This window comes from uncultured Gimesia sp. (assembly GCF_963972345.1).
Lineage (GTDB): Bacteria > Planctomycetota > Planctomycetia > Planctomycetales > Planctomycetaceae > Gimesia.
The window spans coordinates 19,592-34,371 of sequence record NZ_CAXAVM010000069.1 but is presented as its reverse complement, the minus strand read 5'-3'; the positions used below and the strand labels follow the sequence as shown (position 1 = coordinate 34,371).

At 47.1% G+C, this 14,780-nt stretch carries 17 protein-coding genes; 10 read left to right on the top strand and 7 right to left on the bottom strand.

The features are described from left to right. Positions 1-467: helicase-related protein (locus tag AACZ40_RS13550; RefSeq protein ID WP_339674654.1), on the top strand; the 467-nt coding region annotated here is incomplete at its 5' end. A gap of 668 nt (positions 468-1,135) precedes the next feature. Here AACZ40_RS13550 and AACZ40_RS13545 read toward each other — a convergent pair. Continuing rightward, complete coding sequence (locus tag AACZ40_RS13545) at positions 1,136-2,065, bottom strand: DUF1559 domain-containing protein (RefSeq protein WP_291180423.1); 930 nt, start codon at positions 2,063-2,065, stop codon at positions 1,136-1,138. A gap of 257 nt (positions 2,066-2,322) precedes the next feature. Further along, the gene (locus tag AACZ40_RS13540) at positions 2,323-3,345 is read right to left on the bottom strand and encodes a ferrochelatase (RefSeq protein WP_291180420.1); all 1,023 of its coding nucleotides are present in this window, start codon (positions 3,343-3,345) and stop codon (positions 2,323-2,325) included. Between the two features lie 460 nt (positions 3,346-3,805). Here AACZ40_RS13540 and AACZ40_RS13535 point away from each other — a divergent pair, with 460 nt between their 5' ends. Further along, a complete protein-coding gene (locus AACZ40_RS13535) occupies positions 3,806-5,008 on the top strand; it encodes an acyltransferase family protein (protein WP_291180417.1) in 1,203 nt (400 codons plus the stop codon). A 118-nt stretch (positions 5,009-5,126) separates the two neighbouring features. Continuing rightward, entirely contained in the window at positions 5,127-5,846 is a 720-nt protein-coding gene (gene msrA / locus AACZ40_RS13530) for a peptide-methionine (S)-S-oxide reductase MsrA (protein ID WP_291180414.1), read from the top strand. A 37-nt stretch (positions 5,847-5,883) separates the two neighbouring features. Here the strand turns inward: msrA and AACZ40_RS13525 are convergent, their stop codons facing one another. From AACZ40_RS13525 to AACZ40_RS13515, 3 genes are all read right to left on the bottom strand, one after another. Next, positions 5,884-6,333: a hypothetical protein gene (locus tag AACZ40_RS13525; protein WP_291180412.1), complete on the bottom strand. Its 450-nt coding sequence runs from the start codon at positions 6,331-6,333 to the stop codon at positions 5,884-5,886. 233 nt (positions 6,334-6,566) lie between these two features. After that, positions 6,567-7,739 (bottom strand): GNAT family N-acetyltransferase, encoded by a 1,173-nt coding sequence (locus tag AACZ40_RS13520; protein WP_291180409.1) that lies wholly within the window; start codon positions 7,737-7,739, stop codon positions 6,567-6,569. 353 nt (positions 7,740-8,092) lie between these two features. Beyond that, a complete protein-coding gene (locus AACZ40_RS13515) occupies positions 8,093-9,265 on the bottom strand; it encodes a GNAT family N-acetyltransferase (protein WP_291180406.1) in 1,173 nt (390 codons plus the stop codon). A 555-nt stretch (positions 9,266-9,820) separates the two neighbouring features. Here AACZ40_RS13515 and AACZ40_RS13510 point away from each other — a divergent pair. The 3 genes from AACZ40_RS13510 (at position 9,821) to AACZ40_RS13500 (ending at position 11,351) form a co-directional block, all read left to right on the top strand. After that, the gene (locus tag AACZ40_RS13510; protein WP_291180403.1) at positions 9,821-10,045 is read left to right on the top strand and encodes a DNA methyltransferase; all 225 of its coding nucleotides are present in this window, start codon (positions 9,821-9,823) and stop codon (positions 10,043-10,045) included. Positions 10,046-10,374: 329 nt separating this feature from the next. Next, entirely contained in the window at positions 10,375-11,130 is a 756-nt protein-coding gene (locus tag AACZ40_RS13505) for a hypothetical protein (RefSeq protein WP_291180401.1), read from the top strand. Positions 11,131-11,153: 23 nt separating this feature from the next. Next, positions 11,154-11,351 carry a hypothetical protein gene (locus AACZ40_RS13500; protein ID WP_291180397.1) on the top strand — a complete coding sequence of 66 codons (198 nt, stop codon included), beginning with the start codon at positions 11,154-11,156 and terminating at the stop codon, positions 11,349-11,351. 96 nt (positions 11,352-11,447) lie between these two features. Here the strand turns inward: AACZ40_RS13500 and AACZ40_RS13495 are convergent, their stop codons facing one another. Then, on the bottom strand, positions 11,448-11,690 hold the full coding sequence (locus AACZ40_RS13495) for a hypothetical protein (protein WP_291180393.1): 243 nt from the start codon (positions 11,688-11,690) through the stop codon (positions 11,448-11,450). Then, positions 11,668-11,994: a hypothetical protein gene (locus AACZ40_RS13490; RefSeq protein ID WP_291180390.1), complete on the bottom strand. Its 327-nt coding sequence runs from the start codon at positions 11,992-11,994 to the stop codon at positions 11,668-11,670. Before AACZ40_RS13490 ends, AACZ40_RS13495 begins: the two co-directional genes overlap by 23 nt. A gap of 573 nt (positions 11,995-12,567) precedes the next feature. On the opposite strand from AACZ40_RS13490, the gene AACZ40_RS13485 reads away from it, so the two are divergent. The 4 genes from AACZ40_RS13485 to AACZ40_RS13470 all read left to right on the top strand — a co-directional run bounded on the left by AACZ40_RS13485 (position 12,568) and on the right by AACZ40_RS13470 (position 14,770). Beyond that, a complete protein-coding gene (locus tag AACZ40_RS13485; protein ID WP_291180388.1) occupies positions 12,568-13,416 on the top strand; it encodes a hypothetical protein in 849 nt (282 codons plus the stop codon). A gap of 176 nt (positions 13,417-13,592) precedes the next feature. Next, on the top strand, positions 13,593-13,820 hold the full coding sequence (locus tag AACZ40_RS13480; protein ID WP_291180385.1) for a helix-turn-helix domain-containing protein: 228 nt from the start codon (positions 13,593-13,595) through the stop codon (positions 13,818-13,820). 77 nt (positions 13,821-13,897) lie between these two features. Continuing rightward, positions 13,898-14,161 (top strand): hypothetical protein, encoded by a 264-nt coding sequence (locus AACZ40_RS13475; RefSeq protein WP_291180382.1) that lies wholly within the window; start codon positions 13,898-13,900, stop codon positions 14,159-14,161. Between the two features lie 393 nt (positions 14,162-14,554). Continuing rightward, positions 14,555-14,770, top strand: a complete 216-nt coding sequence (locus tag AACZ40_RS13470; protein ID WP_291180379.1) for a hypothetical protein — start codon at positions 14,555-14,557, stop codon at positions 14,768-14,770. Positions 14,771-14,780: the final 10 nt, after the last annotated feature.

Genomic DNA, 14,780 nt, shown 5'->3' with positions numbered 1-14,780 from the left:
TCCGGCACAAACAGGTCCAGGTCCTGGTCGCCACCGATGTGGCGGCACGCGGAATTGACATTGATGGCATCACCCATGTCATTAACTTCGATCTCCCCGTGGAGCCGGAAGCCTACGTGCACCGCATCGGTCGCACCGGGCGCGCGGGCGCTGATGGGATTGCCATCTCATTCTGCAGTGATAGCGAACGCAAAGAATTGCGGTCCATTGAAAGGCTGATTGGCCAGAAAGTTCCCGTCTCGAAAGAACATTCGCAGGCGGGTCTGAAAGCGGAAAAGCTCGAACCGGAACCGCGCAGAGGCAGCCAAAAATCCAGCGTCAGACCACAGGCAGCCAATGGGGCGCGGCCTCCGCGTCGTAGAAGCCGACGTGCGGCTGAAGCAGCAACCGAAGCCAATAAAGCCAAACCAGGTCAGAAAAAGCCGAAATGGCGGCACATCAAAGCACGTTCTCAACAAACCACTTAGTTCAAAAGCCACCTCTGATGGTGGAATAATATTATAGCAATGGACACAGATTAAAACCTGAAGCGTTTCGTATGTAATCTTAGCGTCGCTTTATCTTTGATTCGTGTTCCACAGGGCTCTGGAATCGCTATAGTGAAACTGGACACCGCCTAGATCTTTTTCAGGAGAGTTATTATCGCAAAAAACCAGAACACTTTTGCCAAACGTCAACGCGAAGCAGATAAAAAGGCAAAAGCCGATGCTAAGCGAGTCCGTCGCAACAATATAAAACAGGGAATCGAAGTTCGTCCCCCCTACCAGGAAGATATGGATCCAAGGTACAACAACGAACCAGAGGACTAGTGGAGTGTCATTTTTAAATTTTGGGTTGATAGATATCACGAGAGTGCGACAACGGAGCACGTAAACAACACCCCCAACCCTCAATTTCTAGCTTGACAAAGCACTAAACGTCCCGGCAAGCCGTCCTTGTAAGATGGAAACGACAAAAGAAAAGACCGGAAGTCAAATAGACTTCCGGTCTTTTTTATTTGTGAGCTGGAACACATCCCCTTTGGGAAATGTCGTTCAGGCAATCCAGACTGTGTCCCGTTTTACTGTAGCGTCTCCAGAGCCATTTGAACCGAGTATCATGGATGGAGAGACACAATGGTTAAATGTGATGCACTCTAGAATTCACCCAGTATCTGACCATCCTGTTTATCCCCCAGGTGCTGGAAGGTGGGACGATCAATATTGGAAGAAATAAACCGCACTGCACCGTCAGCCAGCAACGCATGCACGCCTCCCACATGGTAACTGCGGGCATAATTATATTTCGTACTCGTATTGACCACGCAAGGGGCGTTCGGCCAATCCAGTGCTTTACAGGTATGATTCTGATCGGCTACAGGTGTGTTGGGAACTTCCCGTGTAGAAAAAGTCATTTCTCCATGAGCTCCCCCAATTCCATAACAGCCCGGGCAGCCCCAGTATGTCGTTGTGGCCGCATTTCCCCGGATCACAATTTCAGAAACCATGATCGTATTGGAAGAGCCATCCTTCAGATCACGAATTTTGGTTTTCGAGTTCTCTGAAAAGACGCCGTTCAGATTGGCACCCGTCGTCGTTGCCACGTTACCTGCTGATCCAATATAGCTCCCCTGCGAACGGCCTGCAGAATCTGCGTTACCCGGTGTCGAAGGATCCGAAGGGCACATATAAACGGGAACGACGGCCTTATAAATTGTCGGATCTGTCACAAGATGCACATGGGACGCTGTATTGGCCGAATATTGGTTATACAGGGGTGCCTGATCAACAAACGGCAGGATCTGATGTGCCCAGGTATCGCGCCAGTGATACGTGCCGTAAGGCGAACTGGAATTATAATTCCCAGTCTGCACTTCCATATGACCATACGGAAACGTGACGTGTGTGTCATGATAGTTATGCAGTGCGATGCCGATCTGCTTCAGATTGTTTTTACACGTGGAACGCCGCGCGGCTTCTCGAGCCTGCTGAACAGCGGGCAGCAACAAGGCGATCAGGATCGCAATAATGGCAATAACTACTAACAACTCAATGAGCGTAAAACCGCGCTTGTGAGATGCAGACATCGGGACTCCTCTTAGTTGATAAGAATAATGATGATACGCAGGTGGGACTCAGTCAGGGGAAAGCAAATCTGTCAGTCAGGCTGTTTGCGAAAAACAGTGACAGGGTGAGCGCTGTTTATTACTTATGGATAGTAAGTATCGAGCCGTATCGACCCGCTGACAATATATAAGATTCTCAGAAACGGCATGTTTCCAGATTCTTATGTACACATCTCACTCTTGTTGCTCACCAGCACGAGCATTTGAGTAACTCTTCATCAACGAGGTTTCTCAGTCGTGCGTAAACAGCAGTCTACAGGACAAATGTCGTGGCTCGCCCCCATTTTCCCCAGGGCAGGACGGTCACTGGTACCACTGATTCGTTCCTCGATCAGTTCTCTGATCATCCTGATAAACCGGGGATGAACGCCTACGGTTTTTGCACGCACGAGATTGATTCCCAGTTCCTGGCATACGTCTTTCGCTTCGGTATCCAGGTCAAACAACACTTCCATGTGATCGGAAACAAAACCAATGGGAACGATCACAAGATCTTTGACCTCTCCTGTCGCCCCCAGTTCCCGGATAAAATCACAGATATCCGGCTCCAGCCAGGGTTGATGAGGCGGACCACTGCGACTCTGATAGACAAGATGCCACGGATGCTCTCCCAGTCGTTCACTCACCAGGCGGGATGATTCCTGCAGTTGCGCTTCATAACGACATCCGGCCGCCATCACCGTGGGAATACTATGGGCCGAGTACAGAATCGTTGCCTGCCCCCGTCTCTCCTCCGGAATCTGACTTAACGCTTCCTCCGTCCGGGAAACTGTTGCTTCAATAAAACCCGGGTGATTGAAAAATACGCGTAGTTTATCCACTTCAGGCGCCCCCGCTCCGACTTCATCCTGTGCGCGCTGAATGTCTTCCCGATATTGTCGACAGCCTGAATAGGAACTGAACGTAGAAGTAAAAAACGCCAGCGCCCGTTTGATGCCATCGCCTTTCATCTGAGCGAGCGTCTCCACCAGCAGGGGATCCCAGTTACGGTTTCCCCAATAGATGGGAAGCTGTGGTCCCTGTTCTGCCAGTTCCTGTTCCAGAGCCCGAATTAATGCCCGATTCTGGTCGTTGATCGGACTCACTCCACCGAAGTGCTGATAATGCTCGGCCACTTCCAGCATCCGTTCGCGAGGCACATTCTTACCCCGCAGTACATTTTCCAGAAACGGAATTACATCCTCGGGCCCTTCCGGACCACCAAACGAAACTACGATAATGGCATCATACGCTTTACTCATCGATGACTTTACTTTCCTGCCCTGCTTTTCAGGGGATGCTGACATCTGTTTCACAAACTGAACATTCATTGGAATCACTGTCTGCGTGATTCCTTCATTTTGTAGCCCGCAACGGAAAAAATACCACTCCAAATGTAATATTATTTCAAGATGACGCTGATCCGTGGAATTACTGTCATTTCCACCCGCCAAATTCAGTTCCCAGACCGGCAAAACATCCATCGGCGCCGGCATGAGACAGGTTGCCTTTTTACAACATCCAGAAATATTACGCATGAACAGAATGGCGGAGATTGCGGTTATACGGATTACTCCAAAAGCGTGCTGAACTCAGATCAGCAATCATGAATTCTCCTCAGAATTTACCGCTCAACGACACTGTCAGCACATATAAATTGATGTACCCGCCGCCAAAACAATCATTGCTTATACTAAAAACCCATTGCAGGTATCGACTCGGATGACCCCTCCTACCGTACAGGATCTCCCGGCAGCACTCGATTTACGTCAACAGAATGTGCCAGCCAGTTCTGAAAAACAGACAGCTTCCGCCCGTTTTTATTATATGGACTCGATGCGTTCGATTCTGATGATGCTGGGAGTCGTTCTGCATGGCGCGTTAATCTATTCGTCGGGTGATCACTGGATCGTATCGGATTCACATAAATCCGAATTTTTTACCATCCTCGATTCCGTGATCCACGCCTTTCGCATGCCGGCATTCTTCATTATTGCCGGCTTCTTCTCGATGATGAGCCTCAAAAAATATGGCGTTCGCACATTTCTACACGTCCGACTGACACGTATTCTCGTTCCCCTCTTCTTCACGGCCGTTCTGATCAATTCCCTCGAGTTATATTTCCGCACCACCATCCTCCAGAACAACCCCATGACAGTCACCCACTTTCTGACTCAGGTGCTCCCCCGGGAATGGATCGCGGGAGAATGGGTTTCGCATCTCTGGTTCCTGTTGACGCTGGTACAGTTTTTTGCCGTGGGAATTGCTCTATTTGCTTTAAGGAACCAGTTCAGCAGACTGCCTCACTTTGAGCGCAGTGTCAGCAGTCTCCGTAAAAACTGCTATTTCCTGCTGTTACTGCCGATCTCCGATATCACATGGTCTGTCGCCGCCCGACTGGCTCCTGACATTTTCCACGGCTCCCTGTTTTGTGGTCTGTTGAACCTCGAAGATTTCATGATCTATCTTCCTTACTTCCTCGTCGGGCTCTGGCTCTTTCATGACCGACTTCTGCAGGATGAATTCCATAGCATCGCCCGCTGGGAATGGGGCGCGCTGGTCCTGTCTGTTCTGACACACCATCTGCTGGAAAATGCCCATGGCTTGAACCAGGAAAGTTTTTTGCGGATCTATTCGACAGGCCTGATTTTCGCTCTTTCAAGCCACATCTGCTATGTCCTGTTCTACAAATTTATGAACCGGGATTCCCAGGTTTTCCGCTATCTGTCTGACGCGTCCTACTCGATTTACCTGTTTCACCACCTGTGTGTGATCGTGATCGGCTACCTGCTGCTCAATGCACAGATTGCAATCGGTTATAAATTTCTTATGGTTGAACTGGGGACCATTTCCATCACACTGGCAATCCATCATTTTCTGATATTAAGATTTAAATCCCTGCGATTTATGTTCAATGGTAAATAAAGTTCCGTTGTCAAAACGGCTTTCGCTCTGTCCTTCAAGTCACGTATTGCCTAGAATACTTCAGGCGTTCCATGAACTCTGAACTTTTCTGGTTTACACAATGAGGGATAAAAGTGTCATGACAATTTCACAATTACCACTCTTACTTTTTTTTGGATTCACGCTCACCGCTCTGTTCACATTGATCAGCGGGTGTGAAAAATCGATTTCCCTGGAAGACCGCCCGGTCGCGATGGCCAGCGAGCAGCCTCAATCCCAGGCATCTCCCGCGGCACAGGAAGAAGAGGGGCTGGAAGTCGTCACACTGGGCTCAGGCTGCTTCTGGTGTACGGAAGCCGTCTTTCGTGAGTTAAAAGGTGTTAAATCAGCGGTTTCCGGTTACTCCGGTGGTAAAATTGATAACCCGACCTATAAAGCAGTCTGCAGCGGCACCACGGGCCATGCAGAAGTGATTCAGGTCACCTTCGACCCACAGCAGATCTCCTTCACCGATCTCCTCAAGGCGTTCTGGGAAACACATGACCCCACCACTTTAAATCGCCAGGGAGCCGACGTAGGCACTCAATACCGGTCCGCCATTTTCTATCACAACGAACAGCAAAAAGAAGCAGCCATTGCTTATAAAAAACAGCTCGATGATTCGGGACAGTTCAAAAGTCCTATCGTGACGGAAATCACAGAGTTCGACAAATTCTACCCGGCTGAAGATTATCACCAGGACTACTTCAAGCTCAACCCGGAAAACCAGTACTGCCAGTACGTAATCCGCCCTAAACTGGAAAAGTTCCGCAGCAAATTCTCTGATAAACTCAAGAAAGCAGAGAGCGAGGAAAAATAAGGAGCAGCCACAGGCATTTTTGCCGGCGTGACTTCCATTATCTTTTCTCTACTGCAAATTCTGGAGTGCAAATCCCTATCGTCTCAAATTTATCGAACTCACTATGACTACGATAAAGGTTCAGATACAGCTTGGGAAACCAGAGATTCGTAGGATATTCCTTTTCTGTTTCATCATATTTGTCGTGTTGACTGAGAGCGGCGATTATATGGTGTGGCGCTGCATCATGAACGGGGATTTTATCAAAGGTAACGAGATAATTTGATTCTGCTGAAACTTCGATAAAATTTGCGCTCAACTCAAGATTATAACTAACCTGAAAAGCATTTTTGAAAAAACAGTCTTTGTCGGGAAAATGAATACCCCAATTCTCATAAGCATTCTGAACATACGAGGGCTCGCCTAAGATGGAGCGAACATCTTCACGAGACATCCCGAGGTGAACTGGCCCTATCGAATGCCGCGGTTTGACTTCGAAGGTCAACATGTCGGTTCCTTTAATGAGCTCAATGAAAGCGAAACAATAATTCAGGATGCTTTTACGGAGCGCAGATAGTTAGCTTACCAATAGTAATTGCTCCAGCGTTGCCTCTGCTCTTCGACTGTCAATTTATTATGCAGTATAAAGAAATAGACACGGGATTTCATTCGATTAAGACAAAGATAAATCAGCTGAAATAATCTTGCCTCTAGATCGCGTCATATTTTACTGGACAGAGTCTAATGCTGAGCAGCCGGTAACTCTGCATGGCAGAGCGCCTGACAGTCTGGGCTGGTCTCGTTTGAAAACCGGTCGCGATACCAGTCAGCGAACTGATGACTGAGCTGCATCAGCTTGGCGGTTACGGAGGTCGCGGAATAATGCACATACCGGTAACTGTTTTCGACTGAAGTGTACCAGTTCTGTTTTGCTTCAAGCGATCCCGGACCGATATCCAGAATCCGGTCGCCGCGCTGCATACAGTCTTTGACCATCCGCCCCATCAGAACACAGCCTGCTCCTTTGATGGAAATATGGGGATCGAAGCCCATCCGCAGGGCGTAAACCAGACCATCATAGATATAATTATAATTGAAAGCGGCAGGACGTCCTGAAACATACAGCAGATTCAGATCGACGGCACCAGCCTGAGCGGCCAGTTCATGGGCGTCACGGAAAAATGGTGCGACGCTCGTATGCGAAAGTGTCGTGCCCGTTTTGGATCTCCCCTGCCAGCTCTGTCGGGCAATCTCTTCACACTCATCGTATAAGTCCCAGCGTGGATCACTCTCACCCTTTGCCGCACCAGCAGGCCGATATCGAAGATATTCCACTTTCCCTTCCTGCTGCACCCGTTTTTCGGAACACTGGTATGTCTTACGGGCCCTGGTCGACCGGGAGTCCAGATATTGCTCCCAGTTCTGCTGCAGATTCACACAGGCTGTCTGACTCCATAACAGCGTCTCGTAGGAAAGTCCTTGCTCCAGTAATGCCTGTTCGGTGGCACCTCGATCAAAGCCGACTCGATCAACGCACCGCAGGTCGATCAGATCCCAGTCACGGCGGGACTGCTGAATATAATTCAACGCTATGCGTAACGTCGTTTTCTGATGGGCCGACACGGGACCATAGAAACTGCCCCAGTCATCAAATGGAAATGTTAAAATACGGCAGAGGCCAAACTTTGATTTAATGCGACGTACACAGAGCGGAACAATCCCTGTTACCTCTTCCCCGTCACGAATAATCAGCACTCTTAATTTCTGGTCTGCGGCAAAATGTTTCCAGTAAACCTGCAACCATTCCAGTGATCGAAAAAATGTCCCTCCCGGCGTGACGCTGAGTAACCGCAGCCAGTCTTCTCGATAGTCGGCAACAGCTTCTATCCTGTTCAGCTCAATCACGTCTGACATCTGTTTTTCGTTCCCGCTACGCCGTTCAATTCACGATCAAAAGGAAATGAAAACCAGACAACCGCAACAAAGCCGGAAATGATCTTCGAGTTTCATATCCTTATCGCAGCCTGATTTCCATAAGTTGCTGAAACTTAGCTTGCGTACAGCGGGGATCGCGGTGATTCACCTCAAGGAATTTTATTTGCACGCTAAAACCATTTGGCGATATTGCGTTATAACGGTTATAGCGAAAATAAAATTCTCTACCCAGAGAGCACACTCGGGTGCCTGATTTCAAAACTGGAACCAGTCAATCGAGCTGCGATGTCGTTCCCGTAGCGCAATCTCATTCAGTTTTTTCGATTAGAAACTCAGTGTTGTTTCGCTGGCACCTTCTGGTCCTGCAAATCCTGCTGCTGACCTGGTTCAGTGCCGGCAAATCGATCCCGGAACCAGGACGCCACCTGATGACTCAGGCGTAAAACATTTCCGATAGGGGACAAGGGCGAGTAATACACATAGCGATAGCTGTTTACGACCGAAGTATACCAGTACTTCTTGGCATCAACGGCACCTGTCCCGACATCCAGAAGCAGATCTCCCCGATCCATACTGTCATGCAGAATCCGTCCCACCAGCAATCGTCCCAGCCCCTGGTCAGAGACTTCAGGATTATAACCCATCCGCAAGCCGTTGATCAGTCCGTTCTGGACGAAGTTATAACTGAACGCGGCCGGCTCACCGGAAAGAAAGATCAGGTTCAAATCGAACGCACCGGCTCGTATGGCGCTTTCGTAGGTATCGCGAAAAAACTGATTCACATTCGCGTGTGTAATTGTGGTTCCCGTCGTAGAAGAGCCCTGCCAGCTTTTCGCGGCAATGTGTTCGCACATTTCATACAGGTCCCAGCGGGGATCACTCTCACCAAACGCTTCGCCACGCGGCCGATACCGCAGATGTTCAATCTCACCCTGGGCCTGCAGGTTTCGCTCTGCCCGCGTATAGGTCTGACGGGCTTTACGAGGTCGGGCTGCCAGGTACTCTTCCCAGGACTGACTGAGATCCACGTACATTGCCTGTTCCCACACGAACTTTTCAAATTCCATCTTCTCCGCCTGGAACGCCCGTTCGGTCGCCCCACCATCAAAGCCGTCTGTTTCCACACACCGCAGATCGATCAGATCCCAGTCACGGGGAGAATTCAGAAGGTAATGAAAAGCAGCTCGCAACGTGGATTCCTGGTCAGGCGAAACGGGACCATAAAAGCTCCCCCAGTCATCGAAAGGAAACGTTAAGATCCGACAGGAGCCAAATTTGGATTTGATCTTTTTCCAGCAGAGAGGCACGATCCCCGTGACTTCACCATTTTCACGCACAATCAGCACGCGTAATTTCTGATCTGCAGCAAAATGTTTCCAGTAAACCTGCAGCCATTCCCGAGACCGGAAAAACGTCCCCCCCGGCGTTATGGCAAGCAGTCGGGTCCAGTCACTCTGAAAATCATTCAAAGCTTCGATATCATGCAGTTCAATCACATCAGACATGGCGGGGTCTTCTCTGTAAATAAATTCAAATCACAGAATGCTGTCAGCGCATCACATAGCTGAGGAACCGGGCCTGTCGGTTGAATAGATCACCAGAGAATCAACCCTGCAGATTCATCTGTCTGGCAGCAGCTTATTCCAAGCTTCGTGTTCGTCTCTGAAACTTACGTTGCGTACACCGAATGCCAAACGCATCTGCCCAAAAGGAGGGAAAAACCAAGGTCCGTTTTTAACGAATTGCAGAATCAATCCGAATCTACGGATTAACCCAGGCTGACAAACAGAGAGATCACGCAGAGCAGACTGACAAGCGATATCAAAATCACAATTCAGAACTTAAGAAGAGATAAAAAAGGCAGGCAACCAGAAGAAAAATAGGGCCGACAGGACTCAGTAGGTTTTGCTTAACCACTTTGAGAAAGGTTAGATACGATATTCCGAAAAGCGAAGCGGTGCAGAATGCGGTGCAGCTGGAAACTCTGTGCCGAAACTGATAGACCGGGTACCGTTCCCAGTTACTACTCAATCGGCGTGAAATAGACTGACAAGCACCACATGACCGGCAAACCAACGCCGTTGTTGCAACGCCTGGTACAGTGCGTTCCTGCTGGCGGGCTGGCCTTCGATCCGTTCTGTGGATCGGAAACGACGCTGGTTGCATCGGTCTTAGAAAGCTGGGGAGCTATCGGGTTTGGAGCGTCCGAGGAATACTGCGAGATTGCTGCCCGGAGAATCGAGGCAGCCCAGCGGGGTGAACTGCTGAAGTTTCAGCGGGAGTGATCGGGGATTCAAGCCCCTAAGTGCTTTTGTAAATACCATTTATCATACCGCCATGTCATTGAATATGACTCTAAATAAATTATTGTATTCTCATAAGAGTAGAACTCTATTAACCTTTCGGCAGCTAATTGCCGTTATAATTGATAGTTCTTTAAAGATTTGCTTAATCCAACCGTTTACGAGATGTATGGATATATGTATATTTGCATTCCTAGTATTTTATCACCCATCTGATGCTCCGAACTGAGTATAATAGAATGTAGGGCGAATGCGGTTATTCATGAAGAATTATAAAATCTTTGTGAAATGGCTAGTGTGTTCGATAAGAAATGAAGAAGCCAAAACCACTTAAAAATGGACGATTTCTATTTTTAAAAAAAAGGCTTTTCTGGGATTCACTGGCTACCATAATTTCTGGTATTGCCGCTATCGTGCTTGGCTTTTACCGATTTAAAAATTCAAGAGTAGAGGACCAACTATTAATAGAGATCCTTTTTGGTCTGACAATAGCTTTTTGCATCTGCAGTCTCATTCGAATAGTCATAGATTTTAAGAATGAATATCACGATGATGGAGAAGAATCGTTAAATGCAATGCTTCACATTCTGTACTCTCAGCTTTCAGGTTATCGGAACAAGCAACACTCTGGTGATCCTCAATTGAGAATTTGTGTCTATGTACCTGATGGGACTGGACATTTACAACAAAGAACGGAGTATGTAGGAACTACGGAGACAGGTAAAAAGGGTACTCGAGTTTGTGTGTCCCGAGGTATTATTGGCAAGGCATATGAAAATAAAGCTTTGACAGTCGACAGTCTCCCTCGAAATCGTAAGTTCGTAGACTATATGAAAGTTAAATACAATTTCAGTATTGAGCAGATTCGTGAACTAAGAAAAGATCGGCAATCTTGGGCTGCACTTTATTTGGGGGATGACACCAATTGTGTAGCAATAATATATTGTGATAGTTGTCTGTCGGGATATTTTGGTAATGAATACAGCTTTCGTTGGAAAGTCCTTTACCACTCTGCCGTTGGGATGTTAAGATTTTTTAATCAAGATACTACGATAAATCGTAGCTAACATAGAATAGGAGGCGACTTATTATGAATAAAAAAAGACGCCCGAGTTATACGCGGAAAAATATTAAAGTTGCTGCAGATGGTCGGCAAATAAGAGATGAAGATTCACTTCAGATCTATCCACTCCCAAAAGAAATGCTTCAGGCAATGCATGAAGTGATGGTAGAGCAAGGCCTTACCACAGAAAAACCAAGTAAGGCAGAAGTGGAAGAATCAAAGTAAGTACGTGTTCAAGTAACCTCAAAAGGCCACCAATTTCAAGGTGGCCTTTTTTGTTTGGAATTTATTTTAGCAGCTGATAAAAAATCATTCGGATTTCTATTTCTGCAGGACCATCGGCAATAGTTCTAATACAGTTTCCTTGCCATTCTTCTTTCGAATGACGATCTCGGAAGACTTGCTTTTCTCTGACCACAGATATTCATAAACAGCCAATGACCAGCGAAGAACTTCAGATACACTTTCGGCTTCTGATAATTCTTTGACGTGATCAATTCTCTCTTTTAATTTACCTGGAAGCTCCAGATTGATCCGTACCTTATCCGGTATCTTTTCTGCCATTGTTGGCCTCTGTTAGAAATTTAAGCAGTGCACTAAAACAAATCAGAACGGGAATGCAAATCACAGATGCAATTCCAACCCATTCCAGCTCCGTTTTCATTGCCACAGCGGCAAGCGCAACCACTCCTAAGAGCTCCATCACACAGTCGGAGCTTTTTATTAACTCCAAAAACTTGTGCAAAGTCCTGAAATAAGCTGACGATTTATTTGAATCGTGTAATGTAAAATCGGAGTCTTCCCACTTTTCAAAGTCCGGTCCGTCTCCACTAAGCCTATCCTGCTGAGAATTTCCACCCTGATGCATAACTTAACAACTCCTTACGAGTCGAAGCAGTTACGCATAGAACAAACTGTAAAATCATAATCGTTCAACTCCTAAAAAAGATGTTACGCCACGCACAGCATTGGGTTCTTTCCATCGTTAACCCTCATAGAAAGGACAAGGAATAAATGCATTCCCTTCTATCATCCAAAACTGATTGTTTAGTAATGTTTTAGTAAAATGCCTTTATCCAGAGGGTTATGTGGAGTTCTCTCGTCGTGGTAATTATGTCACACCCCTATGGCTTCGGGGCGACATCATGTGTAGTATATACACACATCAATCGCACGTCAACGTGATTTTAAACGATTAAATTATTTAGCTGAGCAATTCAGGCTTCCCAGTTTTATGTGATTCCGAGTTAGCCATGCACTGAGAGTTTGAAATTTAAAATTGCCTCTTAGCCAGAATTACAACTTCAATTCAAACCCAGAAATAGATAATATAGATTCTCACATATCAATGCGGCTAGGGTAGCTCCCGAAAGCTGGTTCCCCTGAACCGGCCCGCCGCATTAATGTTTTCGTCAGGGGATATTGCCACAGGGAGGCAAAGATGAATGAACCGTGCCAGGACTGGAAGCTGCGCGATGCATCAATGACGCTGGGTGATATGGTCCGTTTGTCATGGACTGTGAGCAAGCTGAAAAGCATGGAAGCTGAGCAACTCGAAAATGTGGAAGTAGTTCAACTTGCAATAAAAGAAGGTCGTGATTGTGGTAATGAGCTTATTGAGAGAACCGATGAACTCTCGAATGAGATCAGTGACGCAAGGGCATTCCGTGAGATCATTGAAAAAAACACCAGCTGGGTAACACAAACGATAGAAGACTCACTCCACCTCTTCGCTAATCTGTCTGATGTTGTTGTCTATGGAATTGAACGTCCATCTAAGCTGATAGCCACAAGCGGGCATCATGCGGGAATGATGTTGTTACTAAGATATCTCGATGTAGATTATACATCAGAGTCTGGGTTCGATTTTGAAGAACTGGCAACACATATCCAGTCAGAGAGGCTCAGGCTTTTCCAGGTTAATGATTCGTTTGACGAAACTGGTGTTTCTAATGGGGCTCACCAGGCAGTCATAGAAGAGATTGAAAGCATCAGTGAACGCAGGACTTTATTTCATGATGCTACTGAAGAGCTTCCAGAAGAATACAGGCTCAATAATGGCGGAAAGCCAAAACCGCTTGAGGGCAACAGAACAGAGTTAGTTTATGCGATCACTGGAATCTCAAGTAAGCCAGGCAAATTCAAAGACATGATCACGAAACGCAGCCTCTGGGCAATTAAGCTTAGTGATAGAAAATACGAGTTATATTTTCCAAAACATCACCACTCTCAGATTGAAGAATACCGATCAAGACTCAGCCAGTACAGACAAAAGACACAAGCTAACTGACCTCAACTTACTGTAACACACCGCAACTTACCGTAACTGGCATATCCCTTTTCAGACTATGGAAAAAGGGAAGATTACTATTTGCTCCTGAAAGATCTGTGGTATTTTGGTTTGCATGTGGTTGATCTGTTGAGACCACAACAGACCAGAAAGCCAACTGAATTCAGGAGGAATGGATGATCGAAAATTCGGCTCATTCTGCACAGGAGCCCCCTGTCCTTGTTGACAGCAAAGAAGCTGCTCGCCTGCTTGGGTGTTGCGAGCGTACCCTCTGGAAGATGCGAGAAGAGGGTAAAATCCGTTGTGTCAAGCTTGGTGCTGCCGTTCGCTATGCACGAAAAGAAATTGACCGCTTCATTGATTCACAATCAACGCCGCTGATAACCAGTCCAGCTGGTATCTAGTGAATCGCTATTTCTGATTAACCGGGGGATTGTTCCGCCTGGTTACGTTTCATTCTATTGCATATGGAGGCAATCTTATGACAACTGCTGCGTTATCCAAGCCCAAAGCAGGGCGCCCCAAAGGAAGTAAAACCGAACAACTCCCCATTGTGGATTTTGTACTGCCACAATGTTCCAAGTGTAAATCCTCAGAACGAACTGGATACAACAATGTGAAGACACGCGCGTCTTCAGGGATTGCCCCAGACGGTTACCCTTACAACTTTGTCAGCCGAAAACGGACAAGTTGCCGCAACTGTGGTCAACGTCGAATCGATGTTTACTACGAATATGTGATCTGACAAAACAGGAAATCCGAATCCCGGATTTCCAATCTATCAGTTTTTTAAAAGTGTGATACCTTCGGATACATCAAAGAGAAAACCATTCGAAAACGAATGATACGTTTAACACATACGAAAGGAGTCGAGCAATCGCAGATCCAAGTTCAATTCAGTCTGGCGGGGTGTATACCCTGGACCAATTCAAGTCGCTGGCAGGCCTTCAACACTGTGCGTTCCAGAACGCTGTGAAGAAGGGGCTGAAAACCATTACCATCGGACGCCGCAAGTATGTCCGAGGTTCTGATTTCCTGGCGTTCCTGGACAAGCAAGCTACAGAGCAGGAGACAGCCACGGCCCTCTAATCAGGGGGCCAGTGGCCTTTTTCACGGACGATTTTTATACGGGGGATGCATGAGTCATCAATTGAGCGAAGCGGACAAGGCAAAAATCAGGCAGGAGGTTGTTGCTGAATATAACCAGAGGCAGCAGCCAAAGCCAAAAAAATTTAGTGATCTGATCAGGCTGAGCAGTAAGCCTAAAGAATCCTATGCGGATTACAAAGCCAGGATTGCCTCGTTAAAAGCAGAAGGCAAGCTGACGTTCCAAGACCTGATTCGCATCGTGTAGTGTGAACTGT

Excerpts from the sequence above, each read along its gene's own strand:
- AACZ40_RS13545 (WP_291180423.1), bottom strand. The coding sequence starts at position 2,065 with ATGTCTGCATCTCACAAGCGCGGTTTTACGCTCATTGAGTTGTTAGTA.
- AACZ40_RS13540 (WP_291180420.1), bottom strand. The coding sequence starts at position 3,345 with ATGAGTAAAGCGTATGATGCCATTATCGTAGTTTCGTTTGGTGGTCCG.
- AACZ40_RS13535 (WP_291180417.1), top strand. The coding sequence starts at position 3,806 with ATGACCCCTCCTACCGTACAGGATCTCCCGGCAGCACTCGATTTACGT.
- msrA (WP_291180414.1), top strand. The coding sequence starts at position 5,127 with ATGACAATTTCACAATTACCACTCTTACTTTTTTTTGGATTCACGCTC.
- AACZ40_RS13525 (WP_291180412.1), bottom strand. The coding sequence starts at position 6,333 with ATGTTGACCTTCGAAGTCAAACCGCGGCATTCGATAGGGCCAGTTCAC.
- AACZ40_RS13520 (WP_291180409.1), bottom strand. The coding sequence starts at position 7,739 with ATGTCAGACGTGATTGAGCTGAACAGGATAGAAGCTGTTGCCGACTAT.
- AACZ40_RS13515 (WP_291180406.1), bottom strand. The coding sequence starts at position 9,265 with ATGTCTGATGTGATTGAACTGCATGATATCGAAGCTTTGAATGATTTT.
- AACZ40_RS13510 (WP_291180403.1), top strand. The coding sequence starts at position 9,821 with ATGACCGGCAAACCAACGCCGTTGTTGCAACGCCTGGTACAGTGCGTT.
- AACZ40_RS13505 (WP_291180401.1), top strand. The coding sequence starts at position 10,375 with ATGAAGAAGCCAAAACCACTTAAAAATGGACGATTTCTATTTTTAAAA.
- AACZ40_RS13500 (WP_291180397.1), top strand. The coding sequence starts at position 11,154 with ATGAATAAAAAAAGACGCCCGAGTTATACGCGGAAAAATATTAAAGTT.
- AACZ40_RS13495 (WP_291180393.1), bottom strand. The coding sequence starts at position 11,690 with ATGGCAGAAAAGATACCGGATAAGGTACGGATCAATCTGGAGCTTCCA.
- AACZ40_RS13490 (WP_291180390.1), bottom strand. The coding sequence starts at position 11,994 with ATGCATCAGGGTGGAAATTCTCAGCAGGATAGGCTTAGTGGAGACGGA.
- AACZ40_RS13485 (WP_291180388.1), top strand. The coding sequence starts at position 12,568 with ATGAATGAACCGTGCCAGGACTGGAAGCTGCGCGATGCATCAATGACG.
- AACZ40_RS13480 (WP_291180385.1), top strand. The coding sequence starts at position 13,593 with ATGATCGAAAATTCGGCTCATTCTGCACAGGAGCCCCCTGTCCTTGTT.
- AACZ40_RS13475 (WP_291180382.1), top strand. The coding sequence starts at position 13,898 with ATGACAACTGCTGCGTTATCCAAGCCCAAAGCAGGGCGCCCCAAAGGA.
- AACZ40_RS13470 (WP_291180379.1), top strand. The coding sequence starts at position 14,555 with ATGAGTCATCAATTGAGCGAAGCGGACAAGGCAAAAATCAGGCAGGAG.